This is a genomic window from Sporosarcina beigongshangi, from assembly GCF_033485195.1.
Lineage (GTDB): Bacteria > Bacillota > Bacilli > Bacillales_A > Planococcaceae > Sporosarcina > Sporosarcina beigongshangi.
The window spans coordinates 123,071-147,799 of record NZ_JAWLIR010000002.1; the positions used below are offsets into that span (position 1 = coordinate 123,071).

The following is a 24,729-nucleotide window of genomic DNA, read 5'->3' on the forward strand; positions in this document are numbered from 1 at the left end:
GGACGAGTAAACATATGTACTTTCTCCGTCGACGTATTTCGTATGATGATTGGCTTGATTATAGAAAATTTTATGATGAATGTCAATCAGAAGTTTCAAGATAGTCGTAAGGTGTAACACCTTGCATCCCAATCATCGGATCGATTGTGATGAACGTCGCCATCGTCAGCTCATAGACTGTCCGTTGCTTGGCATCTGCCTCTACCTGTGATTCGGGCTGTTGTTCAGATACGACTTCACTTTCTGATACGACAACATCGCCATTCAAACGCTCTTTTAACGTTGTCTGTCTTTCTAATTCATCCGTCCGATGAATTCCAGCTTTAAATTCTTCTGGCTCTCCGCATAGGATGAGGAAGTTTTTCGCACGTGTAATACCTGTGTATAGTAAATTACGACGTAACATCTTCCGTTGGCTACGAACAACAGGCATGATGACGATTGGAAATTCGCTGCCTTGCGATTTATGAATGGAACAGCAATATGCCAGTGTAATTTGATTTAAATCATTGCGTTCGTAAGTCACTTCAATACCATCATACGACACTACAAGTAATTCTTTCTTATCAATCGTCTCTTTCGCTTTGATGATGGAGATGACCTCCCCCATATCACCGTTGAAAACGTTACTTTCAGGTTGATTGACAAGTTGAAGCACTTTATCACCGATGCGGTAAATGGCTTCGCCAAAAACGACTTCCTTGCGCTCAGGTCCCGGTGGATTGACCATTTCTTGAATCATTTTGTTCAACCCATCAATACCAGCTGGTCCTTTATACATCGGCGCAAGAACTTGTATGTCTTTAATATGATGACCTTTGGCAATGGCATTTTTCACCACTTGTTCGACGACTTCAAGAATCCGATCTGCACCTGCTTTAATGAACGATCGATCGGATGTCTTTTGCGTTATATCAGCCGACCATTCGGAGCGTTTAATCATATGTGCCATTTCAATAATTGTTGAACCCGCACTTTGGCGATAAATTTCAGTTAGTTCAACGACCGGCACTTTATTCGACTCCAGCATATCTCTTAGCACTTGCCCTGGTCCGACCGGTGGTAACTGGTCCTGATCACCTACAAATAACAATTGAACATCATCGGCAAGCGCTTTTAGCAGTTGATGGGCTAGCCAGGTGTCCACCATTGACATTTCATCAATGATAATGAGACGCCCCTTAACTTCCCGGTCTGTCTCTTCTTCCTTTTCAAGCCCATTAAAGCCAAGCAAACGGTGAATTGTCATCGCTGGTAAACCCGTCGACTCAGACATCCGCTTTGCCGCCCGTCCTGTTGGTGCTGCTAACACAATCGGAAACGGTTCTTGTTTTTTAGCGTATTCCTTTGGATCCAGCGACAAGCCATGTAGCTCGGCGTACACTTCTACGAGCCCCCGAATAACGGTCGTTTTCCCAGTTCCCGGTCCTCCCGTTAAGATCATTGCGGGGGAATGAAGTGCCGTCTCAATCGCTGCCACCTGGGTTTCTGCATAGTTCACACCGAGCCGTTCTTCCACTTCTCCAACAGCTTTTCTTATTTCTGACACAGGAAACTGATCGGTCGTATCATTCTGCATAATGCGCTCTATTTTTGCCGCAATACCGATTTCAGAAAAATAAAGGGACGGAATGTATAATCTGCGACCTTCAGCTGCTAGCTTACCTTCTTCAACTAGTTCAATTATCGACTGGGAAATTGAAGCAAACGGAATATCGATAGGCTGACTCATTTCAAGAAGACGCTTAACATCTGGTAAAATAGCTTCCGCCCCAAGAAAAACATGTCCAGCTGATTGTACTGCTTGATTCATCGCATGAAGAATAGCAGCCTTTATTCTCGCAGGGTTGTCACCCGTTATACCAAGGTTTTTTCCTAGTTCATCAGCACGTTGAAAACCGACCCCTTCTACTTCTTCAATGAGTCGATATGGATTTTCTGAAAGCTGCGTAATTGCCTCCTCACGATACGTTTGATAGATACGCATCGCAATTTGCGGACCGAATCCCCATTCATTTAACTGGATAATCGTCCGTTCGAGACCCATATTTTGCGCAAGGACTGAGACTAGCGTTTCTTTCTTGTCGTCAGATAATCTTGGAACAACATCGAGGACAGATGGGTCATCTAAAATTTTCTTAATGGCATCCTTGCCAAGTTTTTTGACAATCGTTTGAGCTGTTTTCATTCCGATACCTGGAAATAAATCCCCCGACAAATAATGAATGAGTCCCGTTTCTGTCGCTGGCATTTCCTTCGCGAATGTCTGAACATCGAATTGCGCACCATATGTCGGGTGATTGACAAGTTTTCCTGTAAATTTGTAGTCCTCGTCAGGTGTTAACTGTGGAAAGCTCCCTTTGACGATGATTTCCCTGTCCTCATAGCCGCTGTTCGTCTCCCGCACCTTCAATTTGACAATCGTAAAAAGGTTATCAGGGTTATGGAAGATGGTCACAACTGGGCGACCTATTAAAAATATCTCATTTGTTTTTGTTGCCTCATTGTGTCCTTCCACCACCGCCACCCCTTACTTTCCGTTTTCACCTTGTTGAATCATGTCGAAAATATAACGCGCTTGGACATGCTCAGGATCGATTGTAAACGCCTTTTCCAGATGCATTAGTGCATCAGTTTTCTGTTCTGTCGAAACTGCATATAAAAAGCCTAAATTATAGTGAGCATCCGCATTGTCTGCATCCTGCTCGAGAATGAAACGGAATTCGACTGCCGCCTCTGTAAATAGCTCCATATTAGCAAGCACAATGCCATACGATAAGCGAATTTCGAGATCATCGGGCGCTAATTCAGCTGCGCGTTGTAAATAAGGCAATGCTAGTTTGTCAGTGCCTGAACGTTCCAAACTTTTGCCAAGCATGAAATAAGCATCCGCCTCTTGCACGCCATGGCGGACTGCCGTTTCGTATAATTTAGCCGCTTCCTCGTAGCGCTCTTTATTGTAATAAAGATTGGCGAGACCGTAAAAAGCCGTACCCGCCTCTGCATCAAAGGTAATTGCCTTTTGGAAAAAAGGTTCTGCTTTTTCAGCGTCACCAAGTGAGGCAAAAACATTCCCTAAATTAATATAGCCAACCGCATTTTCAGGCTCTAGCTCAATCGCTTTGACAAACGATTCAACCGCTTTTTCATATGCCCCATCTTGGAGTGCAGTAATACCGATTTCGTTGTAATTCATATTCAAATTCCCCTTATCCAACATACTCAAGTTGCTTACCGTTTTTAATGACTGTGTCAATTGTTCCGCCACCAAGACACTCGTCCCCATCATAGAAAACAACCGCTTGTCCTGGTGTAATCGCACGGACTGGTTGTGCAAATGTAACGACAGCTGTGCCATCGCCAGTTAGCTCAACTGTCACGTTCGTATCAGGCTGACGGTAACGGAATTTCGCAGTACAGCTGAATGTAGTTGGTAGCTCGCGCACTGTTGAAAAACCAACGTCAATCGCCGTCAAGCTGTCTGAAAACAATGCTTCATTATGGAAGTTTTGGCCGACCAGCAGCACATTCGATGCTAAATCTTTACCGAAGACAAACCACGGGTCACCTGCTCCACCGATACCTAAACCGTGACGCTGACCGATTGTATAATACATTAACCCATCATGACGTCCGACGACTTCACCTTCCATTGTCTTCATATCGCCAGGCTGCGCTGGTAAATACTGACCGAGGAATTCCTTGAAATTGCGTTCACCAATAAAACAAATACCTGTAGAATCCTTTTTCGTCGCAGTTGTAAGCCCTGCTTCAACTGCTTTTTCACGTACCAGACTTTTATCCATATGCCCGATTGGGAACATGACTTTTTGCAGTTGCTCCTGCGATAGCTGATTGAGGAAATACGTTTGATCTTTATTTTCATCTTTCCCACGTAGCATTGACACGCCGCCTTCTACTTCAACGACTTGTGCATAGTGCCCAGTCGCCAAATAATCTGCGCCTAAGCTCATCGCATGTTCAAGAAATGCTTTAAATTTAATTTCTTTATTACACATGACATCTGGGTTTGGTGTACGGCCCGCTTTATATTCTTCTAAGAAATAAGTAAATACTTTGTCCCAATATTGTTTTTCAAAATTTACCGCGTAATACGGAATACCGATTTCATTGCACACACTGATGACATCTTCATAATCTTCTGTTGCTGTACAAACGCCAAATTCATCCGTATCATCCCAATTTTTCATGAAGATGCCGATGACGTCATAACCTTGCTCTTTTAATAATAACGCTGCAACGGATGAGTCGACACCGCCTGACATGCCGACGACGACGCGTGTATCCGCTGGTGCTTTTGCTGTTCTCATATGTTTTCATCCTTTTTTATCTTTATTCAACTGTTCACAAGTCTTTTAACAATTTCTGCTGTAATTTCTGCAGCTTTTTCCACACTTTCTTCATCCAAACCAAGACCAAAGCTGAAGCGTACTGAATTTCGTAGCTCCGGCGAGCCTGCTCCAAACATTGCTGTCAGGACATGCGATGGATCGAGTGACCCTGCCGTACATGCCGAGCCACTCGACACAGCAATGCCTGCTATATCAAGATTAACGAGTAGCGATTCGATATCTGTTCCTGGGAAGCTGATATTAAATACATGTGGCAACCTTTCTACATCGGCAGCAACATTCACCTTATAAGATACATTTTGTTCATCAAATAAGGTCGTTAAAATATTTGTGTATCCTTTATAATTGTTGGTATTTTGCTTCATTTCCTGTCCAGCAATCGACACCGCTTCTGCAAATGCAACGATTGCCGGAATATTTTCTGTACCGGCACGCCTCTTGCGTTCTTGTTCTCCACCGAATAATAGAGGTGTCGGATCGGCCCCCTTGCGCTGATACAAGAAACCAATCCCTTTAGGTCCATTCAATTTATGGGCAGAAACGGATAATAAATCGACACCAAGTTCATTCACATCCAATGCAATAAGCCCATATGCTTGGACAGCATCTGTATGAAATTTCGCTTGGTGATCTTTTAGCAATTCACCAATTTCACGGATTGGTTGAATAGTTCCTACCTCGTTATTGCCATACATAACAGAAACCAAAATCGTTCGATCTGTCAAAGCGTTTTTCACTTGCTCTACAGTAATTTGTCCATTGCGATCCACTTCTAAATATGTCACATCGTATCCAAGTATTTCTAGTTGCTTGCATGGATTTAACACGGCATGATGTTCAATTGTCGTCGTGATAATATGGTTCCCTTTGTCTTTCATCGCCAAAGCCGTACCGAAAATAGCCGTATTATCCGCCTCTGTACCGCCGGATGTAAAAATGATTTCCGTTGGTTCTGCATGAATCGACTGCGCCAGCGTTTTCCTTGCGTTATCTAACCATTTCCGTGCTTCCCTACCATAGCTATGGATACTCGAAGGATTGCCAAAAATCGTTTGTAGCAATTTATGTTGCGTTGCGCTGACAGCCGGATGGACTGGCGTCGTCGCCGCATGGTCTAAGTAAATTGTTGTCATAATAATTGAAAACCCCTTTAAATATAGAACATATAACTATCTTGATTCGATGCCTTGTCTACTTCCATTAAGTTTTGAATCGTTGTCGTATCGAGCACACCGCGTACAGCATCTCCAATACGCTGCCAAAGCGCTTGTTGTGGAATATCAGTTTCTTCAAGCCCTTCGACAACCTGGATTGGGCCTTCGAGTATACGAATCACATCTCCTGCCGTAATTTCGGTCGGTTGCTTTGCAAGCATATAACCGCCATATGCTCCACGAACACTTTTCACGATGCCGCTATTGCGAAGTGGCGGAATAAGTTGCTCCAAATAGGCCTCAGATAACTCCTGCTCCTCTGCAATTTTTCGTAGTGGCACAGGCCCCTCTCCGTACTTGCGGCCAAGTTCTACAACAATCGTCAATCCGTAGCGTCCCTTTGTCGAAATCTTCATCTATTAAACCCCGTCCTTTTCTTACGATTACTTCAAAATAGTATAGCATAAATGGTTATCTACTGGCTTGAAATGACTTCCTTTCATCTTAAGTGTATAATAGTGGAACGGATGTACGAGGAGTGATTATTTGCATAATGAACCATTGGCGTATCGTATGCGCCCTAGAAATATTGACGAAATCGCAGGGCAGAAGGATATTATTGGTGAAAAGACGGCCCTTTATCGGATGATTAAAAATGGGCATGTCCCTTCAATGCTATTATACGGTGAGCCCGGGATTGGTAAAACCTCGCTGGCACACGCCATTGCCGGAACCAGCGACCTACCTTTCATCGCTCTAAATGCAACAGTTTCCGGTAAAAAAGACATCGAAAGCGTTGTGGGAGAGGCGCGGATTACAGGGAAAGTACTGTTATTTCTTGATGAAATTCACCGGTTCAATAAATTACAGCAAGATACGCTACTGCCCCATGTTGAAAGTGGAGCGATTGTGTTGATTGGCGCAACAACTGAAAATCCCTACCACGATGTCAATCCCGCTATTCGTTCGAGATGTGGTGAAATTCGGCAGTTATCCAGGCTAGAGCCGGAGGATTTGTTGGAGGTTCTTCACAATGCTTTGGCAGATGAAGAGCGCGGACTTGGTAAGATGGCGATTGATATCACAGATGAACAGATTATGTTAATCGCAGAAGGTGTGAATGGAGATGCACGCAAAGCGTTAACCGTTCTTGAATCAGTTATTTCTGCCAGTGATGAAACCGATGGCAAAACCATCATTGAGGACTGGCTAATCGAAAATTTACTCGGTCGTATTGGTCTATTCGGTGATAAAAAAGGTTCACATTTTTATAATCTATTATCTGCATTACAAAAATCTGTGCGCGGCAGCGACGTCAACGCCGCAGTGTATTACTTGGCCAACTTGCTAGAAATCGGCGATTTAGTAGCCGTGTCTAGAAGATTACTAGTGATAGCTTACGAGGATGTCGGATTGGCCTCCCCTGAAGTTGGCTCGCATGTCCTCGCAGCGACAGAAGCCGCTGTGCGACTCGGTATGCCTGAAGCGCGTATCCCACTAGCTAACGCTGTCATTGAAATGTGTCTAGCCTCCAAATCGAATTCAGCTTACAAAGCATTCGATGCTGCCGTAAAGGCGATTAATGAAGGGAAAACTGGAGATATCCCCCTCCATTTACGTGACGCACACTATGCGGGGGCAGCAGAACTTGGACATGTTGGCTACAAATATCCGCACGACACTCCCCTCGGCTCGTTCGGTGGCTGGACCAATCAACAATACTTACCCGACAAACTCGTAGGCACCGAGTTCTACAAGCCCGTCAATGCCGGTGAAGAAAAAAAATTGGCAGCGATATATGAAAAACTAAAGGAGTTCCGTAAGAAAAAATAGGATAACAAAGAACCTCTCGTTGACGATGAGAGGTTCTTTACATAAGATTATTTAATTCATTGTGCCGCAGCGTCTACTACGTTTACCGGAAGCTTGATGGGTTCTACATGATCATATTTACTATAAACTGCAGTCATCGTTTGCTTCGTGCGCTTTGAATTACCGTTGAGTTCTGTTGTCGAATACGTTGTTGTATCCAGTACAAGCTTGAAATCAGTTGTATAGAATGTATTGATATCAATTCCAATGACAATATCAAATTTATTGATAAACGCGTATTCTCCACTGATGTCATCCAACCCAGAAACCAACTTTTGGAATTCTTCATACTGCTCCCTTGACATGGACAACCTTAAATTATAACCATAATCAATTGGCTCCAACTCGAAATCATCCGCAAATGTATCGAAAAAGGATAAGTTTAACGTTGGGTTCATCTGCTCTACCATTATGCCGAACATTTCTGAAAGTGTACCAGAAGTCAACTCATCTAACGTTTTTGTTGAGTCCTTCTCGATGAAAATACGGTCATTCATTTTATAAACATTTGCTTCCCACTTTTCTTGGTCACTCGAACTTACTAATAACCGTTGCTTGAATGTTTCCGGATGTAAAGTAGCATCGGAAATGAAATCATATTTCGTACTCATTCTAGCCATTGGTGCTGATGTCTGCCAAAAATCTTCAAAAGCAACTGTAGTATGTACGCTTTGCAATTCACTTGCAGCTACTTTTGCTTTTTCAAAAACCTCTTGAGCTGTTAAATTTCCCTTAGCCGCTGCATTGCCGCATGCGGACAATACGACTGCTAGGACTCCAGCAATTGCTATCTTCCAAACATTTTTCACATTGAGACTTCCTTTCTTCCAAACATACAATCATTTTACTGTACTATCCTCAAAATCTAAAGCAAAACATTATCTTCCTTCACTAAAACGATAACTAAGTAAAATTTGTTCCTACATTCACCAAAACAAAAAATGTCTCGCATTGGAAAAACATGTGATTTAAATCACATATATCACTTTCCATCAATGTTATTGTAATAAAAATGATTAGCACTATTCCATTTCGTGTAAATCCTTTCTGTAATCGCTTTGCATTCTTCAACGGCTTCATTTTCCAATACTTTTTCATATTGCTTAACAAGTTTTACAGCCAAAAGGAGGAAATTAGATTGATGGATATTCCGAAAATGATTATTGGGCATATGACGCCCAAAATTCCAGTTATGCAAGGAGGGATGGGTGTTAGAGTTTCACTGAGCGGACTAGCTTCTGCTGTAGCGAATGCTGGTGGGATTGGCACGATTTCAGGGACAGGTATTTCTTCCGAGTCACTACGAAGTCACATTCGGCGCGCTAGAGAACTGACGAACGGTAAAGGCTATATCGGTGTAAACGTCTTGTTTGCAATGACTGATTTTGCGGAAAACATCAAAGCGGCAATGGAGGAAAAAGTAGATTTCATCATTTCGGGTGCTGGTATTTCACGTGATATGTACAGTTGGGGGAAGGAATATAACGTGCCTGTCATCTCAATCGTATCCTCAGCAAAACTTGCAAGGCTTTCTGAGAGACTTGGCGCTTCCGCAGTTGTTGTGGAAGGTCGTGAAGCCGGTGGTCACTTAGGGACAGATAGAGCGTTATTCGATGTTCTTCCAGAGGTGACCGAATCAGTCGGTATTCCTGTCATCGCGGCAGGCGGTATTATTCATGGTGAAGATATCGCAAGAGCTGTTCAGCTAGGGGCTGCCGGCGTCCAAATGGGCACTCGCTTTGTTGCCAGCAACGAATGTGATGCACATCCCGCCTTTAAGCAAATGTATGTCGATTGCGAGGAAGGAGATACCGTTCTTGTCAAAACAACGGTCGGCTTGGAAGGTCGCGCCATTCGCAATCCATTTACCGATTTAATTTATGGTGATAAAAAAGTGAAGATTAAAAAATGTTACAACTGCTTAAAGCAATGTTCATATCGTTTTTGTACACTCGATTCGTTGAAACATTCCGTAGACGGTGACGTTGATAACGGCTTAGTCTTCGCAGGTTCGAGAGTTCACGAGATCAAAGAAATATTTTCTGTCCAAACAATTATGAATAATTTAATGAAAGAATATAGACTTGCCAAATCACCTTGCTAATGCAGGTCAACTAAAAGAAGCTCTCTACATCCTCAAATAACAATTGAGGTTGTAGAGAGCTTTTAATCAATGAAAAACTATTGTTTTATTATTTTCAACAAGAATACGATCTTCAAGATGCCACTTTACTGCCTTCGCTAGAACACGACGTTCAATTTGGCGACCGATTTTCTTTAATGCAACAACATCATCACGATGATCGACACGCTCGATATCCTGTTCGATTATCGGACCTTCATCGAGATCATTTGTGACGTAGTGAGATGTTGCGCCAATGATTTTTACCCCTCGGCTATGAGCACGCTCATACGGTTTTGCACCGATAAATGCCGGTAGGAAAGAATGATGAATATTAATGATTTGGTTCGGAAAACGCTCGACGAATTCCGGTGTCAAAATCTGCATATAACGGGCGAGAATGAGTAAATCGACATCATATTGCTCCATCAAGCGAATCTGTTCCTCTTCCACTTGTTTACGGATATCTTTATTTGCTGGTATAAAATGAAAAGGAATGCCGAACGCTTCTACCATGTCACGAGCATCCTCATGATTACTTATGATAACGACGATATCCGTTTCTAAATCACCATTTTGCCATTCCCATAAAAGCTCCATCAAACAATACGGTTCTTTTGATACGAAAATAGCTGTTCGCTTACGTTCATGTCCATAAGCAAAATGATAGTCCATCGAATGTGTGATGGCAATTTCCTCGAAATCCTTCTCCATCTGCTTCGATTTTTTTATGAGCTCCTCACTATGAAATTCAATGCGGATAAAAAACATGCCGCCTTCCGGATCATTGGAATACTGACTTGATTCAACGATATTTGATTGGTGGTCAAATAAAAACTTTGATAATACGGATACAATTCCAGGTTTATCGGGACATTTAACGAGAAGGCGCCCCCTATTTTCATGTTGCTTTGCTTTTTGTTCCACATTTTGTTTACTAAACACTTTTTGCACATCCTATTGTAAATTATTTTTATCCTTTAGTATGAAGGATATTGATTAATAGTGCAATGAATCTACTAAAATTATAAGATTTTTCATCTAGTGAAATTAAAACCGTAACCTTTTACCGAATATTCCGTCTAATATTTAGTAGAGGGGGGAAATAAGTATGTATAAAATATTTTCTATTTTACCGTTTTTCATTATTTGTATTTTATTAACAGCTTGCAGCGCTAATAGCTCCGAAGACAAAGCTGTAGGTGAAGCTGGCTCAATGTCAAATGAAGTAGCCATGATGGACCAATCAGAAGAAGAGGTCGTGTCAGAAGCCGCACAGCCAGAAGAAAGTACAACTAATCGGATGATTATTCACCAGGCGAAATTACAAGTGAAAGTGAAGAAGTTTGAAGAAGCGCAGCTAAAGATTGAAAAAAAAGTTGCTGAATACGGTGGATATCTTGTCGAATCCAATGTGTATCGGTCAGATGACAAAGCTGTTAGCGGAACGATGATTGTTCGGGTTCCAGAGAAGCATTTCCAATCTTTTTTAAAGGATACAGAAGAGGCTGCAACTATTTTAGAACGTAATATAACAGGACAGGATGTAACAGAACAATACGTAGATTTACAGTCTAGAGTAACGTCTAAACGCGCTGTTGAGGAGCGCTTGCTTGAATTTATGAGTAAAGCACAAAAGACGGAGGATTTATTGAAAATTTCTACTGATTTAGCTAAAGTCCAAGAGGAAATTGAATTGATTGTCGGTAAGATGAATTACCTTGAGAACCAAACCTCTTATTCTACAATTGAAATTTCCATGTACGAAGATCGTATTATTGTCCCTATGTTAGAGAAGGATAATTTAAATACATGGGATAAAACAAAAAAACAGCTAGCGACTAGCACCAACTTCATGTTGGCTACCGGATCGAGCTTGATTGTATTTTTCATCGGAAACTTACCTATTATTGTTCTGTTAGCGCTCGTCGGCATCGGAATATACTTTTTCATCAAAAGAAAAAAGTATACTAAGGAATAGGCTATACAAAAATCTCCCACTAGTAGATAATGGGAGATTTTTCATTGTAGCTATTACTGCTTGTCCTTCACGCGCTGAATCGGGATATCCGCGACAATGTCATTAACGACCCAACTGGCGCAAATAAGCCCTGCAACTGACGGAACAAATGCATTAGAAGCTGGAGGCATTTTAGCTTTACGAATATGCGCTTCTGGTTTACCGACTGTTCCAACGACATCTTCCCTGACAACAACTGGACTTTCATCGGAAAAGACGACGGGAACGCCTTTGTGAATACCCTCTTTTCGCAAGCGTAAGCGAATCACTTTTGCAATTGGATCGGTATGTGTTTTTGAAATATCCGCAATTTGGAATCGCGTTGGATCCATTTTATTCGCCGCTCCCATGCTTGAAATAATTTTTACATTACGGGAAAGGCATTCTTTGATAAGGTGAATTTTATAAGCAATTGTATCTGATGCATCAATGACATAATCCAAGTTGTAACTGAAAAACTCTTCAACTGTTTCCTCTGTATAAAACATATGCAGTGAAATAACTTCACAGTCTTTATTTATATCGGCAATTCGATTTTGCATAATTTCAGTTTTCGAGCGACCAATCGTCGATAAAAAAGCAACACTCTGCCGATTAATATTCGTAATGTCTACATTGTCCTTATCGACAAGTATGATACGACCAATGCCACTTCTTGCGCAAGCTTCTGCTGCGAATGAGCCAACTCCTCCAACACCAAGTATCGCGACTGTCATGTCGCGCATACGTTGTACACCTTCTGTGCCAATTGCTAATTCATTGCGTGAAAATTGATGCAACAAGTTAATTCCGCCTTCCATTAATTGAATGAATAAAATTTTCCCCAAGAAAAAACCTCTCCGCACATGCGCCAGAGAGGGTTATGAGTTAAGTAAGAACAAATCCCGAATGTGCCGTCTTTGTAGTATCGTTTTGAACCTGCAAATTCAGCAGGTGGGTGTCCTATCTGATTACTTTGACGTCCCCCGAAGAAGGCGTGTCATCCTAATCAAAACACAGGCTCCCGACGATAGAATGTTCGGTCAAAACTGATTGGCAAACAACGAACACTCCAGGATTCGTATTACCATAATGGTATCATATATTGACAGGCAATTCAATAATTTTACTAGAAGTAATTTTAACCAACTCTATTAGTTGATATAAAAGCCCCACTGAATTTACCACAGTCGCACTATAGAAGAAATGACTAACATTCTTTTATAGAAAAGCCTATACAGCCACTTCTTTTTACTTCTTCTTCGACATGACAAGGATACCAAGTTCCCCGAGTTGGCCGTCATCAACACGGTCAGGTGCTCCAGTTAACAGGTCGCTTGCACTTGCTGTTTTCGGGAATGCAATCGTATCCCGTAGGTTTGTTGAACCTGCCAGCAACATGACGATTCGGTCAAGACCGAATGCCAAACCACCGTGCGGAGGTGTTCCGTAATCAAATGCGTCAAGTAGGAAGCCAAATTGTTCCTGTGCTTGTTCTTGTGTAAAGCCAAGCGCTTTGAACATTTTTTCCTGAACGTCACGTTCATAAATACGTAGTGATCCACCACCAAGCTCATAGCCATTTAAGACAAGGTCATAGGCTTGTGCTTTGACTGTCTCAGGGCTAGTTACGAGTTCTTCCACATTTGCCGGCATAGTGAATGGATGGTGTGCCGCGGAATAACGTCCAGCTTTTTCATCATATTCGAAAAGTGGCCATTCAGTTACCCATAGGAAATTGAATTTTGATTCATCAATCAGATTATGGTCTTTACCAAACTTTAAACGAAGTGCTCCTAGCGCATCGGCTACAACACTCTTCTTATCCGCCACGAATAGCAACAAGTCGCCCGCTTCCGCATCGGCCGCTACTTTCAACGCAGTACCTTCTTCTCCTTCAAAGAATTTCGCAATAGGTCCTTTGAAGCCCTCTTCGTCCACTTTTAGCCATGCAAGACCTTTTGCACCGTAAAGTGCTGCAAACTCTGTAAGTGCGTCAATATCTTTACGTGAGTATTGATCCGCCAAGCCTTTAGCATTGATTAGCTTCACTTGTTGACCTGATGCGACTGCTCCCGCAAACACTTTAAAAGAGGATTCTTTCATAACTTCAGACACATCTATCAATTCCATAGCGAAGCGTGTATCTGGCTTATCTGAACCGAAACGCGCCATTGCTTCATCGTAAGGAAGACGGTTGAATGGAATTTCAATGTCGATGCCTTTGACATCTTTCATTACTTTTTGCATCAATTTTTCATTCAATGAAATAATTTCTTCCATCGACATAAAACTCATTTCCATATCAATTTGTGTGAACTCAGGTTGCCGGTCAGCACGAAGGTCTTCATCACGAAAACAACGTGCGATTTGGTAATAACGGTCAAAGCCTGACACCATCAACATTTGCTTAAATAATTGTGGTGATTGTGGTAAAGCGTAAAACTCACCTTCATGGACACGACTTGGTACAAGATAGTCGCGTGCCCCTTCTGGTGTAGATTTTGTTAAAATCGGCGTTTCAATTTCAAGGAATCCTTCGTTATCTAAGAAATTACGCACTGTTTTCGTAATGTCAGAACGCATTTTCAAGACGTTTGCTAATTTAGGACGGCGTAAATCTAAATATCTATACTTCAGTCTAATTTCTTCGTTAACATCTGTTTCATCTTCAATCATGAATGGTGGGTTTTTCGCTTCATTAATGATTGTAACTTCTTCGACTTGAATTTCGATGGAACCCGATTTGACTTTTGGGTTCTTTTGATCTTCTTGACGCTCAATCACTTTACCCGTAATTTCCACAACATACTCATTACGCAGCTTATCTGCAGTTGCTAGAGCTTGCGCTGAAATGTCCGGGTTAAAGACAGCTTGAACGATGCCTGAACGATCCCGAACATCGACGAAAATCACGCCGCCTAAGTCACGTCTTTTTTGCACCCACCCTTTTAATGTTACCGTTTCTCCAATTACTTGCTCTGTGACATCTCCACAATAATGCGTTCGTTGCATTGTCTTCATCCGCCTCTCTTAGCCTATCAATGTTGCACTAATTTTTGCTACAAGTTCTGTGAATGGCACTTTTTCCTGCGTGCCGTCCGCCATATTTTTCAGTTGCGCGATGCCTTCTGCTACTTCATCTTCACCGATGATAATAACTGTTTTCGCTGTAAGACGATCTGCTGATTTCAGTTGCGCCTTCATTTTCCGATCCATATAATCCAAATCTGATCGAATACCTGCCGCCCGTAGCTCACCTAGTAATTTAAATGCTGGACGACGCGCGCTGTCACCAAGTGTAACAATATAGACATCCAGTGTCGGCTCATCTGTAAATGTCTTGCCTTCCGCTTCCATAGCGAGCAACAAACGCTCGATACTCATTGCGAATCCGATACCCGGTGCAGGCGGTCCTCCAATTTCTTCGGCAAGACCATTGTATCTTCCTCCACCACATAATGTTGTGATCGCCCCAAAGCCGCTTGACGTGCTCATAATTTCAAAAGCGGTATGGTTATAATAATCAAGCCCACGGACAAGATTTGCATCGACGACATAAGGAATTTCTGCATCATCTAGATAGCTTTTTACCTGTTGAAAATAACTTGCTGACTCTTCATTTAAATAATCAGCAAGTGATGGTGCTGAAGCCATCAATGGATTACCGCTATCCACTTTACAATCAAGTATGCGCAATGGATTTTTTTCAATTCTTGATTGGCAATCCGAACAAAACTCTTCAATGTGTGGATTGAAGTGTGAGACAAGCGCATCACGGTGTTCTTTCCTTGAATCCGTATCTCCGAGGGAATTGATGACAAGCTTTAATTCTGTCAGACCTGCACGTTTGTAAACGTCCATCGCTAGACCAATAACCTCAGCGTCAATTGCTGGATCTGCACTACCGATTGCTTCTACACCGAACTGAACAAACTGGCGGTAACGCCCTGCCTGCTGACGTTCATAGCGGAACATTGGCCCCGTATAATACAGTTTGACAGGCTGGTCTGGATAGCCAAACATTTTATGTTCAACAAAGGAACGGACAACGGATGCTGTTCCTTCAGGTCGAAGCGTCAAAGAGCGATTGCCTCGATCTGTAAATGTGTACATTTCTTTTTGTACGATATCGGTCGTGTCTCCAACTGTCCGTTGAAACAACTCCGTTTGTTCAAACATCGGTGTCCGGATCTCCTTGTACCGATAAATATCACAAACTTCGTCAATGATTTTTTCAACTTTCTGCCATTTCCATGTCTCAGAAGGTAAAATATCCTGCGTTCCTCTTGGCACTTTAAAATTCATGTCCATACCCCTTTCTTTGAATCAATAAAGTCGGACAACAAAAAAAGACTCCCATCCCCTGCCTATGCAAGGGACGAGAGCCTTTATAGCTTCCGCGGTTCCACCCAAATTGACGCATCTTACTCGCGTCCACTCAAAACCCGGATAACGGCCGGTTCCGTCTGCACCTACTGAATGAATGACAATCGTTCAGCACAGAGCCTCGATGGTGTTGTTCATTATACACGTCTGTAAGGTGGATTGCAGCCACGTCCGCCTCTCTCTTGTCAGTCCGTTATACAATTACTTTCCATGTCGTCAGCAAACACATATTTTTATTTGTTGATTAAACATTATCTTAATGATTCCCTAACAGTGTGTCAACCTTTTTCGAATAATTGTAGTTTTTTGTCGGGAAAACTTTTACAATAGAGTAAAAGGGGGATGATATTTTGTCGAAAATATGCAAATGGATGATTGCAACCATGCTTCTCTTAAGTGTATTTTATGCCATACCGACTACATATGCCAATGCGAATTCCGTCATCGTGGATACTGCATCACTCCATATCCGTTCAGGTCCTGGACTAACATATAATATCACAGGCTCACTGAAAAAAGGAGCGCAGGTAAACGTCCTGTCGACGTCGGGAGACTGGTTAGAAATTCAGAACGGCAACAACACAGGGTGGATTGCCTCGTGGCTAACGACATCTACTGATTTTTCAGCCGGGACTACTACGACAATCGTCTCACGAGTCGACCAATTAAATATTAGATCGGCTCCTTCTATCGGCTCTGCCGTGCTAGGACGGATGTCCGCTGGGGATGAAGCGCTGATGACGAAACAAGACGGCGAATGGGCTGCCATCACGTATAACGGCATAATAGGTTGGGTACATACGGATTATATTACACAATTGGTCGAACAAACGATAACACCTACAACGACTAAACCCATTGAGCAACTAGCTGCCGCTGACTTATTTACCGTCTCGGTAGATGCGCTCAATGTTCGTAAGAAAGCAGATTTATCCTCCAAACGAGTTGGACTTATTTCACGCGGCGAAGCATATAGCGTGAAAAAAATCGAAGGAAACTGGGTACAAATTAGTTTTGCCAATAACAAACAAGGTTGGGTCTATTCATTCCATGGAATATTGTCTTCAAGTGAAACAAATGCCAAGGAACAATCTGATTCTGGCACTGTTACCATTTTGTCGAATGGAACGAATATCAGAGCCAAGGCAACGACTTCTTCAGAAATTATTACCCGTGCTAATGCAGGTGAAAAGTTTACCATCGTCCAAACGGATGGCGATTGGTATGAAATCGCCTTGCCAGCAGGAGAATCGGCATTTATCGCAAAATGGGTTGTATCAACGGGCGATGAGCCTGTCACCGGAGAGACGGTTACAAAAGAAAAAACAGAACGAGTCACAGGTACGTTAAAAGGGTTAACCATCGTCATTGATGCTGGACATGGCGGCAATGATCGTGGAACGACCGGCGCACGTGGAACGGACGAGAAAGACATCACCCTGCTTACTTCTGAGCTTTTAGCGGCTAAATTGTCAGCGGCTGGTGCAGAGGTTGTCATGACGCGTGAAGCCGATACCTATGTATCTTTAAGGAAGCGAGTAGCCGTTAGTAGCCAAGTGAATGCAGATGCGTTCGTCAGCATCCATTACGATGCTAACCCAGACCCAAGCGTGGCAGGCTTCACGACCTATTACACACAATCGCATCAGAAGACACTCGCCACTTCGGTAAATAACGGACTAGCTTCTTCAATCAGTCTACGTAACCGCGGTGCGCAACCAGGGGATTTTCTCGTTCTACGTGAAAATAGACAGAATGCGGTTTTAATAGAGCTTGGTTTTTTATCTAATGCAACTGAAGAACGGACGATGACAACCGATATGTTCCGCGAACAGGCAACACACGGGATCTATAAAGGGCTTCTCAATTATTTCGACGCAGTTATTGATTGAAGCGCACAAAAAACCTTCCATAAATGTGGAAGGTTTTTTCGTCAATCATTTCGATTCTATTATTATAGTGACCGGACCATCGTTGGTAAGCTCAACATCCATCATTGCACCAAAAATACCGGTTTCAACATGCAACCCCTGTAGTTCTAACTTGCGGTTGAATGCTTCCCACAGCGGTAATGCTTGCTCGGGTCTTGCCGCTTCTATAAAGCTCGGCCGCCGTCCTTTTTTGACATCACCGTACAGTGTAAACTGCGATACTGACAAAATAGCTCCGCCCACTTCAAAAATAGAATGATTCATCTTACCTTCCCCATCTTCCCACAATCGAAGACCTGCAATTTTTTGCGCAATATAGGTCGCGTCCCCTTCAGTATCATCATGCGTAATACCGACAAGCAAGACATAGCCCTTGTCAATCGTCCCTGTCACCTTACCGTCCACTCGGACAGTAGCTGGACCTGATCTTTGCAACACTACCTTCATCCGATCCATCTCCTCATTAGTTAATTACACGCTGCACGGAGTAGATATCTCGAATTTGCTTAATCCGATCGACAATTCTATGCAAATGAGCAATATCTGTAATTTTAATCGTCATATGAATACGTGCAATTTTATCGCGATCTGCCTTTCCACTCACAGCAACCATCGGCGTCTTCGTTTCTGCTACAACCATCATGACTTCATTCAATAAACCTTGTCGGTCAAATGCTGATACTTCGATGTCCACCTGAAATTCTTTCTTAAAATTAGCTGGTCCTAGCGCCCATTCAACGTCAATAATCCGATCACTTTCCTCATCATTAGTCATAATGTTCGGGCAGTCCAAACGATGTACAGAAACCCCTCGCCCTTTCGTGATAAATCCAACAATTTCATCACCAGGTACTGGATTGCAACATTTCGATAAACGGATGAGTAAGTTATCAATCCCTTTAACAATAACACCTGATTCGGTCATTTTATCAGATGGAATCGCCTTCATATCCTTAACGATTTTGTCAATTGTATCTTGTTGTTCGCGTTCTTTCCGAAGTTTCTCCGCCATGCGATTAACAACCTGTTGTGCGGTAATGCCATTAAACCCAACAGCTGCGTACATGTCCTCTTCAGATGTGAAGCTGAATTTTTCAATGACCCGTTTAATGCCTTCCGGCGTCAATGTTTCTTTTATATCGTATTCCTGCGCTTTAATTTCTTTTTCAATCATTTCGCGGCCTTTGAGAACATTTTCTTCTCGTAGCTGCTTCTTGAAATACTGTCGAATTTTATTTTTCGCCTGAGAGGTATGTGCAATTTTCAACCAGTCACGACTCGGTCCAAATGATTGCTTGGACGTCAAAATTTCAATAATATCACCTGTAAATAATTCAGCATCCAGCGGCACCATCTTGCCATTCACTTTCGCGCCGATCGTACGGTTTCCAACCTCAGAATGGACACGATAGGCAAAATCAATGGGAACAGAGCCTGCTGGTAGCTCTATTACATCGCCGTCTGGTGTAAAGACGTAGACCATGTCCGAAAATAAATCGAACTTTAAGGACTCCATAAATTCTTCGGCGTTGGATGATTCATTTTGAAATTCTAGTATTTCTCTGAACCATGTCAATTTCGAATCAATATCACTTGGATGATTAGATAATGTTTTGCCCTCTTTATACGCCCAGTGCGCTGCAACCCCGAACTCGGCAATTTTATGCATTTCTTCTGTCCGAATTTGCACTTCAAGTGGATCGCCAGCCGGACCCACAACCGTTGTATGCAAAGACTGATAAAGATTTTGTTTCGGCATCGCAATATAATCCTTAAATCTTCCTGGCATCGGCTTCCATAACGTATGAATAATGCCAAGAACTGCATAGCAATCTTTAATGCTGGACACAATAATGCGCACAGCTAATAAATCATAGATTTCATTGAACTCCTTTTTCTGGATGACCATCTTGCGATAAATCGAGTATAGATGCTTCGGTCGTCCTGAAAGATCGGCAGTGATATCCATCTCTCCGATTTCGTTCTTGATCTGCACCATGACATTGTCCAAATAATTTTCGCGTTCAACACGTTTGCGCTTCATCATATTGACAATTCGATAATATTGCTGGGGATTCAAATAACGCAACGCGATATCCTCTAATTCCCATTTGATAGCGGATATACCAAGGCGATGAGCGAGCGGAGCGAATATTTCTAATGTTTCAGCTGCCACGCGGCGTTGCTTTTCTTCTGGCACATGTTTGAGTGTGCGCATATTGTGGAGCCGGTCAGCTAATTTGATCAAAATAACACGGATATCCTGGGCCATTGCCACAAACATTTTGCGGTGGTTTTCCGCTTGTTTTTCTTCCTTCGATTTATACTTTAATTTTTCAAGTTTCGTCACGCCATCGACGAGCATAGCGACTTCTTCTCCGAACTCACGTATGATATCTTCCCTGCTAATGTCCGTGTCTTCCACAACATCATGGAGGAATCCCGCTGCAACCGTCGAAGGGTCCATTTGCAATTCGGCTAAAATACCCGCAACTTGGACAGGATGAAGAATATACGCCTCACCTGAACTCCTATACTGTCCCACATGTGCAGACTTTGCAGCCTCATATGCTTTTTTGACGAATTCAACGTGTTCTTCATTCATATAGGAGGCGACAAATGAAAATATTTCTTCTGCCGTCATGTCACGATTTTTCGCCATAATTTTTCCCCTTTCGACCATATCCGCAAAATAATTAGTATTTCTATTGTATGTATAAATGCATCCATATGTAAAGTCTTTATATAGGAAAAGTCCCTCGCTTGTCGTGCGAAGGACTTTTTTCAACTCTATTTTAGTACGTTATTAATGAGCGCATATCATAACCTTTTAGTTTTTCACGACCATCTAAATAAGAAAGTTCGATGATGAATGCGCAGCCTGCTACTACACCGCCAAGTTTTTCAACAAGCTCAACTGTCGCGCCAACCGTACCGCCCGTTGCCAACAAATCATCGACAATCAGCACACGCTGCCCTGGTTTAATAGCATCCTTGTGAATAGTCAAAGTATCTGTACCATATTCGAGATCGTATTCAACCTCAATTGTTTCTCTTGGCAATTTACCCGGTTTACGAACAGGGGCAAAGCCCACTTCTAGCGCATAAGCAACCGGACAGCCGATGATAAAGCCACGTGCTTCAGGACCGACAATAATGTCCGTCCCTACTTCTCTGGCAAACTTCACAATTTCATCTGTCGCATATTTATATGCTTGACCATTGTCCATAATTGTTGAAATATCCTTAAAACTAATACCTTCTTTCGGATAATCCGGTACAATCGTGACGTATTCTTTCAAATCCATTATTGTTCCTCCCCGTCGACAGTTCTACTCCTAATCGTATCGAACCATCGTTTCAATTCCATATATGGTGCATATAGCAATACTTTTTCAAGCTCCATCTGCCGCTCGCGTTCTTGATAGGACGGCGCTTCAGACAAATCCCGTTTACCGACGGTCTCCATTACAGAAACAAGACCATTTTCTATCTTAACAAATCCAAGCTCAGAAAACACCTTTGACATGAAATAAACTGTATCCTTTTTCCACGCCTTGTGTGTCGTCAGCTGTTCCCCGTTCTTGAACATGTCGAATTCTCCACGCTTTTTCAAAAAACTATAATACCAACCAAACTGATCACGGGGCGGCAAGCCATCAAAATACTTCGAATCAGCCGCATGGAAATGTGCATACATGCGCTGCGGATTAATCGTAACAAACAATTCTTCTAATTGCTCAGCATCATCTGGTATATCGAGCAACACTAGATGATCTGCTTTCTCTACTTGACTTTGCCCAATTAGATGAATAGCAATGCCCCGCAAGGAAGATTGGAAATAATGAATTGTTTGCTCGTGAAATGCAACAAACAATGTACTATCCACCGGAATTGTTGGGAGCCATCTTGATGGTTCACGCATCCCACGCAAGTCAAATAGCTGCCATTCATCAGACCGGATATCGTTGATTAGTAGCTGTGGCTTTTTATTGCCATTCCATTCATTGACCTGCAAATCACCGACAACCGACACTTCAATCCCAGGCGTTAGCTCATCCGCAATATGTCCAAAACTAAAGCCAATCGCATCCAAAGTGTGTTCGTCAGCAACCAACTCTAATTTCAAATGATTTTTGTCCGCACCAATTTTCCGGATAGATGATGCTGTTAATTTTTCAAGTAAGTATAGTGGTTTTTGAAAATCCATCCCAAAAGGTCGCAGTAACTCCAACGACTCTAATGCACTCACATCAATTTCGTCAATTGACAGCGGTACATCAATAATCAGCTCCGGCGATAGCATTTCATCCGTTAATACCTGCGCTCCTTGAACATTAAGATTGTCACGTAAAACGTCCACATCCGCAATCGCGAGTGACATTCCCGCTGCCATTTGATGACCACCAAAATGCGGCAAAATCTCTTTGTTTTTCGATAACTCCGCAAACATATCAAAGCCTGCAATGCTTCTAGCAGACCCTTTCGCAATCCCCTTCTCCGAATCAATCGACAGCACTATCGTTGGACGATAATACTTCTCTGTAATGCGGGAAGCAACAATGCCGATAACACCTGCATTCCAGCCTTCAGCCGCAATAACGAACACATAGGGAATCTCTTCTCCATATTTGTTGGCAATGAACTCTTCCGCTTCTCGACTAATTGCGGATACTATGGCTTGCCTTTCTTTATTGAGCGCATCTAAATCTTTCGCTAACGAAGTTGCGAGTACCATATCCTCTGTTTTCAGTAGATGAACCGCGGGGGAGGCATCCCCAAGACGCCCTGCCGCATTCAATCGAGGTCCAATCATGAAACCGATTGACTCCTCCGATAACACGGCTTGTTCAGTCCCTGCGATACGTGCTAGTGCTTGGATAGCGGGGCGCTTTGACACACGCATCTGTTTAATCCCTTCCTTAACAAAATAACGATTTTCCCCGCGTAGCGACACAAGATCCGCTACTGTTCCGATGGCCACAAGCTCCATCAGATCCTGTGGTACTTCGCCAAGTAACGCACAGGCGAGTTTAAATGCCACACCCACGCCAGCGAGATCGCCGAAGGGATAAGCACCATCCGGGTGGCGTGGGTGGATAATAACATCAGCTGGTGGCATGACACTGCCTATTTCATGGTGATCTGTTACGATGACGTCGAGTCCTAGTGTTTTGGCATAAGCAATTTCGTCAATACCTGAAATTCCGTTATCGACTGTCACAATAAGCGATACACCTTGCTCGTACAACTCAAGAAATAGCTCCTTATTCGGCCCATAGCCATGCATGAAACGATTTGGAATAGCGAACGAGACGTCTGCACCAATACGTTCAAGCGCGGTCATTAAAACCGTAACACTCGTGACTCCATCCCCATCATAATCTCCATAGATAGCAATTTTTTTATTCGATGCGATGGCTTGCTTAATGAGTTCAACCGCCTTATTCATTTCGAAGAGTAAATAGGGGTCATGCATAGATGATACATCCATATGTAAAAAAGCCTTTGCCTCAGCTGGATTTGTTATCCCTCTTGAAGTAAGAATTTTTGCTTGGACAGATGACAAACCAAGCTCTGCTGTTAGCACGCTCACAGCTTGCTCATCTGGTCTTTCCACCGTCCACCTTTTCATTGATTCGATCAACGTCTTTCACATCCTCTGGTTCATTATAGCGGATGTGAACAGCATCTGAAAGAAAAGTTATTAGGTTGGCAGTGAAAGTGTACAACATTGCGGCAACTCTCCAACGAAATTGCAAAAGTATACAACATCAACGCAGCTCTCCAACATTTTCAGCAAACTGTACAACATTCCTGCGAAAGTCTCCAACAAACTCAACTAACTATCCAACGAAATTGCAAAAGTGTACAACATCGACGCAACTCTCCAACATTTTCAGCAAACTGTACAACATTCCTGCGAAAGTCTCCAACAAACTCAACTAACTATCCAACGAAATTGCAAAAGTGTACAACATCGACGCAACTCTCCAACATTTTCAGCAAACTGTACAACATTCCTGCGAAAGTCTCCAACAAACTCAACTAACTATCCAACGAAATTGCAAAAGTGTACAACATCGACGCAACTCTCCAACATTTTCAGCAAACTGTACAACATTCCTGCGAAAGTCTCCAACAAACTCAGCTAACTCTCCACCGAAATTGCAAAAGTATACAACATCGACGCAACTCTCCAACATTTTCAGCAAACTGTACAACATTCCTGCGAAAGTCTCCAACAAACTCAGCTAACTCTCCACCGAAATTGCAAAAGTATACAACATCGACGCAGCTCTCCATTCAAAAAAGCACCTTCCCAGAAAACTTCTCCGGAAAGGTGCTCACTACATCAGTCTTTAATTGGTTCAATAACTTTTTCTAATTCACCCACTTGAGAAATAGAATGCTTTTGCAGCTCAGCAATTTCGTTTTGTTGCGCCGCAATGGTTTGTTCCTTTAGCGTGATTTCCTTCTGTAATTCTTTCACGCGATGATTCGACTGAACCGTACGGAACATCGCAACAAAACCACTTACCGCTGCCCCAAGAAGAGCTGAAAATAAGATGACGAGAACGAGTGGTAACTCAGTTGCACCAAAAATATAATTCACTTGTACAGCGTCAATGTTGAAAATAGCAAAAAGAGCGATGATAATTGCAAATAATAGTCCTAACAGTAAATTCCATTGAAATTTCATAAAAAATCCCCCTTTTCTTGCTGATTCATATTATCAATTACGTCTCGGCGTAATTGCGTCCAAAATTTGAATTGCGCTTTACGCAATTCAACATTTGTGACATCCGCCGGAGGCTTAATTTGGATCAGCAGGTACTTTTGCTGATCCAAATTAAAAATGGAACAGAATATACTGTAGAGTATACCC

At 42.5% G+C, this 24,729-nt stretch carries 19 protein-coding genes, 1 other RNA gene and 2 other annotated features (1 of these 22 running past the window's edge); of the genes, 4 read left to right on the plus strand and 16 right to left on the minus strand.

The features are described from left to right. Window positions 1-41, minus strand: a binding site (T-box leader); it reaches 167 nt to the left of the window's first position. A 41-nt stretch (window positions 42-82) separates the two neighbouring features. The 5 genes from recD2 to cymR are packed head-to-tail and all read right to left on the minus strand — an operon-like array spanning window position 83 to window position 5,943. After that, complete coding sequence (gene recD2, locus R2B77_RS01170) at window positions 83-2,518, minus strand: SF1B family DNA helicase RecD2 (RefSeq protein WP_322555618.1); 2,436 nt, start codon at window positions 2,516-2,518, stop codon at window positions 83-85. 12 nt (window positions 2,519-2,530) lie between these two features. Beyond that, window positions 2,531-3,196: a tetratricopeptide repeat protein gene (locus R2B77_RS01175; protein WP_203246832.1), complete on the minus strand. Its 666-nt coding sequence runs from the start codon at window positions 3,194-3,196 to the stop codon at window positions 2,531-2,533. A 13-nt stretch (window positions 3,197-3,209) separates the two neighbouring features. Continuing rightward, window positions 3,210-4,331, minus strand: coding sequence for a tRNA 2-thiouridine(34) synthase MnmA (gene mnmA, locus R2B77_RS01180; protein WP_203246831.1), 1,122 nt, complete (start codon window positions 4,329-4,331; stop codon window positions 3,210-3,212). A gap of 26 nt (window positions 4,332-4,357) precedes the next feature. After that, on the minus strand, window positions 4,358-5,506 hold the full coding sequence (locus R2B77_RS01185) for a cysteine desulfurase family protein (protein ID WP_203246830.1): 1,149 nt from the start codon (window positions 5,504-5,506) through the stop codon (window positions 4,358-4,360). A 17-nt stretch (window positions 5,507-5,523) separates the two neighbouring features. Then, window positions 5,524-5,943, minus strand: coding sequence for a cysteine metabolism transcriptional regulator CymR (gene cymR, locus R2B77_RS01190; protein ID WP_203246829.1), 420 nt, complete (start codon window positions 5,941-5,943; stop codon window positions 5,524-5,526). 130 nt (window positions 5,944-6,073) lie between these two features. Here cymR and R2B77_RS01195 point away from each other — a divergent pair, with 130 nt between their 5' ends. Further along, window positions 6,074-7,360, plus strand: coding sequence for a replication-associated recombination protein A (locus R2B77_RS01195; RefSeq protein WP_232843430.1), 1,287 nt, complete (start codon window positions 6,074-6,076; stop codon window positions 7,358-7,360). A gap of 56 nt (window positions 7,361-7,416) precedes the next feature. On the opposite strand, the gene R2B77_RS01200 is transcribed toward R2B77_RS01195, so the two are convergent. Beyond that, window positions 7,417-8,208, minus strand: a complete 792-nt coding sequence (locus R2B77_RS01200) for a DUF6612 family protein (RefSeq protein WP_203246828.1) — start codon at window positions 8,206-8,208, stop codon at window positions 7,417-7,419. A 332-nt stretch (window positions 8,209-8,540) separates the two neighbouring features. On the opposite strand from R2B77_RS01200, the gene R2B77_RS01205 reads away from it, so the two are divergent. Next, on the plus strand, window positions 8,541-9,503 hold the full coding sequence (locus R2B77_RS01205; protein WP_203246827.1) for an NAD(P)H-dependent flavin oxidoreductase: 963 nt from the start codon (window positions 8,541-8,543) through the stop codon (window positions 9,501-9,503). Window positions 9,504-9,569: 66 nt separating this feature from the next. On the opposite strand, the gene purU is transcribed toward R2B77_RS01205, so the two are convergent. Continuing rightward, complete coding sequence (purU, locus tag R2B77_RS01210) at window positions 9,570-10,466, minus strand: formyltetrahydrofolate deformylase (RefSeq protein ID WP_322555619.1); 897 nt, start codon at window positions 10,464-10,466, stop codon at window positions 9,570-9,572. Window positions 10,467-10,632: 166 nt separating this feature from the next. Here purU and R2B77_RS01215 point away from each other — a divergent pair, with 166 nt between their 5' ends. After that, window positions 10,633-11,502 (plus strand): DUF4349 domain-containing protein, encoded by an 870-nt coding sequence (locus tag R2B77_RS01215; RefSeq protein ID WP_203246826.1) that lies wholly within the window; start codon window positions 10,633-10,635, stop codon window positions 11,500-11,502. 53 nt (window positions 11,503-11,555) lie between these two features. Here the strand turns inward: R2B77_RS01215 and R2B77_RS01220 are convergent, their stop codons facing one another. From R2B77_RS01220 to hisS, 4 genes are all read right to left on the minus strand, one after another. After that, the gene (locus R2B77_RS01220; protein WP_212391311.1) at window positions 11,556-12,323 is read right to left on the minus strand and encodes a tRNA threonylcarbamoyladenosine dehydratase; all 768 of its coding nucleotides are present in this window, start codon (window positions 12,321-12,323) and stop codon (window positions 11,556-11,558) included. 95 nt (window positions 12,324-12,418) lie between these two features. Beyond that, a non-coding RNA gene (ssrS, locus tag R2B77_RS01225) (6S RNA) lies at window positions 12,419-12,602 on the minus strand. A 169-nt stretch (window positions 12,603-12,771) separates the two neighbouring features. Continuing rightward, entirely contained in the window at window positions 12,772-14,535 is a 1,764-nt protein-coding gene (gene aspS, locus R2B77_RS01230) for an aspartate--tRNA ligase (protein WP_203246824.1), read from the minus strand. An 18-nt stretch (window positions 14,536-14,553) separates the two neighbouring features. Continuing rightward, window positions 14,554-15,828: a histidine--tRNA ligase gene (gene hisS, locus R2B77_RS01235; RefSeq protein WP_203246823.1), complete on the minus strand. Its 1,275-nt coding sequence runs from the start codon at window positions 15,826-15,828 to the stop codon at window positions 14,554-14,556. Between the two features lie 66 nt (window positions 15,829-15,894). After that, window positions 15,895-16,135, minus strand: a binding site (T-box leader). A gap of 124 nt (window positions 16,136-16,259) precedes the next feature. On the opposite strand from hisS, the gene R2B77_RS01240 reads away from it, so the two are divergent. Beyond that, window positions 16,260-17,801 carry an N-acetylmuramoyl-L-alanine amidase gene (locus tag R2B77_RS01240; RefSeq protein ID WP_203246822.1) on the plus strand — a complete coding sequence of 514 codons (1,542 nt, stop codon included), beginning with the start codon at window positions 16,260-16,262 and terminating at the stop codon, window positions 17,799-17,801. 45 nt (window positions 17,802-17,846) lie between these two features. On the opposite strand, the gene dtd is transcribed toward R2B77_RS01240, so the two are convergent. The 5 genes from dtd to R2B77_RS01265 all read right to left on the minus strand — a co-directional run bounded on the left by dtd (window position 17,847) and on the right by R2B77_RS01265 (window position 24,543). Then, complete coding sequence (gene dtd, locus R2B77_RS01245; protein ID WP_203246821.1) at window positions 17,847-18,287, minus strand: D-aminoacyl-tRNA deacylase; 441 nt, start codon at window positions 18,285-18,287, stop codon at window positions 17,847-17,849. A gap of 16 nt (window positions 18,288-18,303) precedes the next feature. Next, window positions 18,304-20,502: a RelA/SpoT family protein gene (locus R2B77_RS01250; protein ID WP_203246820.1), complete on the minus strand. Its 2,199-nt coding sequence runs from the start codon at window positions 20,500-20,502 to the stop codon at window positions 18,304-18,306. A gap of 133 nt (window positions 20,503-20,635) precedes the next feature. Continuing rightward, window positions 20,636-21,148 carry an adenine phosphoribosyltransferase gene (locus R2B77_RS01255; protein ID WP_203246819.1) on the minus strand — a complete coding sequence of 171 codons (513 nt, stop codon included), beginning with the start codon at window positions 21,146-21,148 and terminating at the stop codon, window positions 20,636-20,638. Beyond that, window positions 21,148-23,487 (minus strand): single-stranded-DNA-specific exonuclease RecJ, encoded by a 2,340-nt coding sequence (gene recJ / locus R2B77_RS01260; protein WP_203246818.1) that lies wholly within the window; start codon window positions 23,485-23,487, stop codon window positions 21,148-21,150. Before recJ ends, R2B77_RS01255 begins: the two co-directional genes overlap by 1 nt. Window positions 23,488-24,195: 708 nt before the next feature. Continuing rightward, window positions 24,196-24,543, minus strand: coding sequence for a LapA family protein (locus R2B77_RS01265; RefSeq protein ID WP_203246817.1), 348 nt, complete (start codon window positions 24,541-24,543; stop codon window positions 24,196-24,198). Window positions 24,544-24,729: the final 186 nt, after the last annotated feature.

Bases quoted from the DNA above. Each gene is read 5' to 3' on its own strand.
- R2B77_RS01175 (WP_203246832.1), bottom strand. From the start codon at position 3,196: ATGAATTACAACGAAATCGGTATTACTGCACTCCAAGATGGGGCATAT.
- mnmA (WP_203246831.1), bottom strand. From the start codon at position 4,331: ATGAGAACAGCAAAAGCACCAGCGGATACACGCGTCGTCGTCGGCATG.
- R2B77_RS01185 (WP_203246830.1), bottom strand. From the start codon at position 5,506: ATGACAACAATTTACTTAGACCATGCGGCGACGACGCCAGTCCATCCG.
- cymR (WP_203246829.1), bottom strand. From the start codon at position 5,943: ATGAAGATTTCGACAAAGGGACGCTACGGATTGACGATTGTTGTAGAA.
- R2B77_RS01205 (WP_203246827.1), top strand. From the start codon at position 8,541: ATGGATATTCCGAAAATGATTATTGGGCATATGACGCCCAAAATTCCA.
- R2B77_RS01215 (WP_203246826.1), top strand. From the start codon at position 10,633: ATGTATAAAATATTTTCTATTTTACCGTTTTTCATTATTTGTATTTTA.
- aspS (WP_203246824.1), bottom strand. From the start codon at position 14,535: ATGCAACGAACGCATTATTGTGGAGATGTCACAGAGCAAGTAATTGGA.
- hisS (WP_203246823.1), bottom strand. From the start codon at position 15,828: ATGAATTTTAAAGTGCCAAGAGGAACGCAGGATATTTTACCTTCTGAG.
- dtd (WP_203246821.1), bottom strand. From the start codon at position 18,287: ATGAAGGTAGTGTTGCAAAGATCAGGTCCAGCTACTGTCCGAGTGGAC.
- R2B77_RS01250 (WP_203246820.1), bottom strand. From the start codon at position 20,502: ATGGCGAAAAATCGTGACATGACGGCAGAAGAAATATTTTCATTTGTC.
- R2B77_RS01255 (WP_203246819.1), bottom strand. From the start codon at position 21,148: ATGGATTTGAAAGAATACGTCACGATTGTACCGGATTATCCGAAAGAA.
- R2B77_RS01265 (WP_203246817.1), bottom strand. From the start codon at position 24,543: ATGAAATTTCAATGGAATTTACTGTTAGGACTATTATTTGCAATTATC.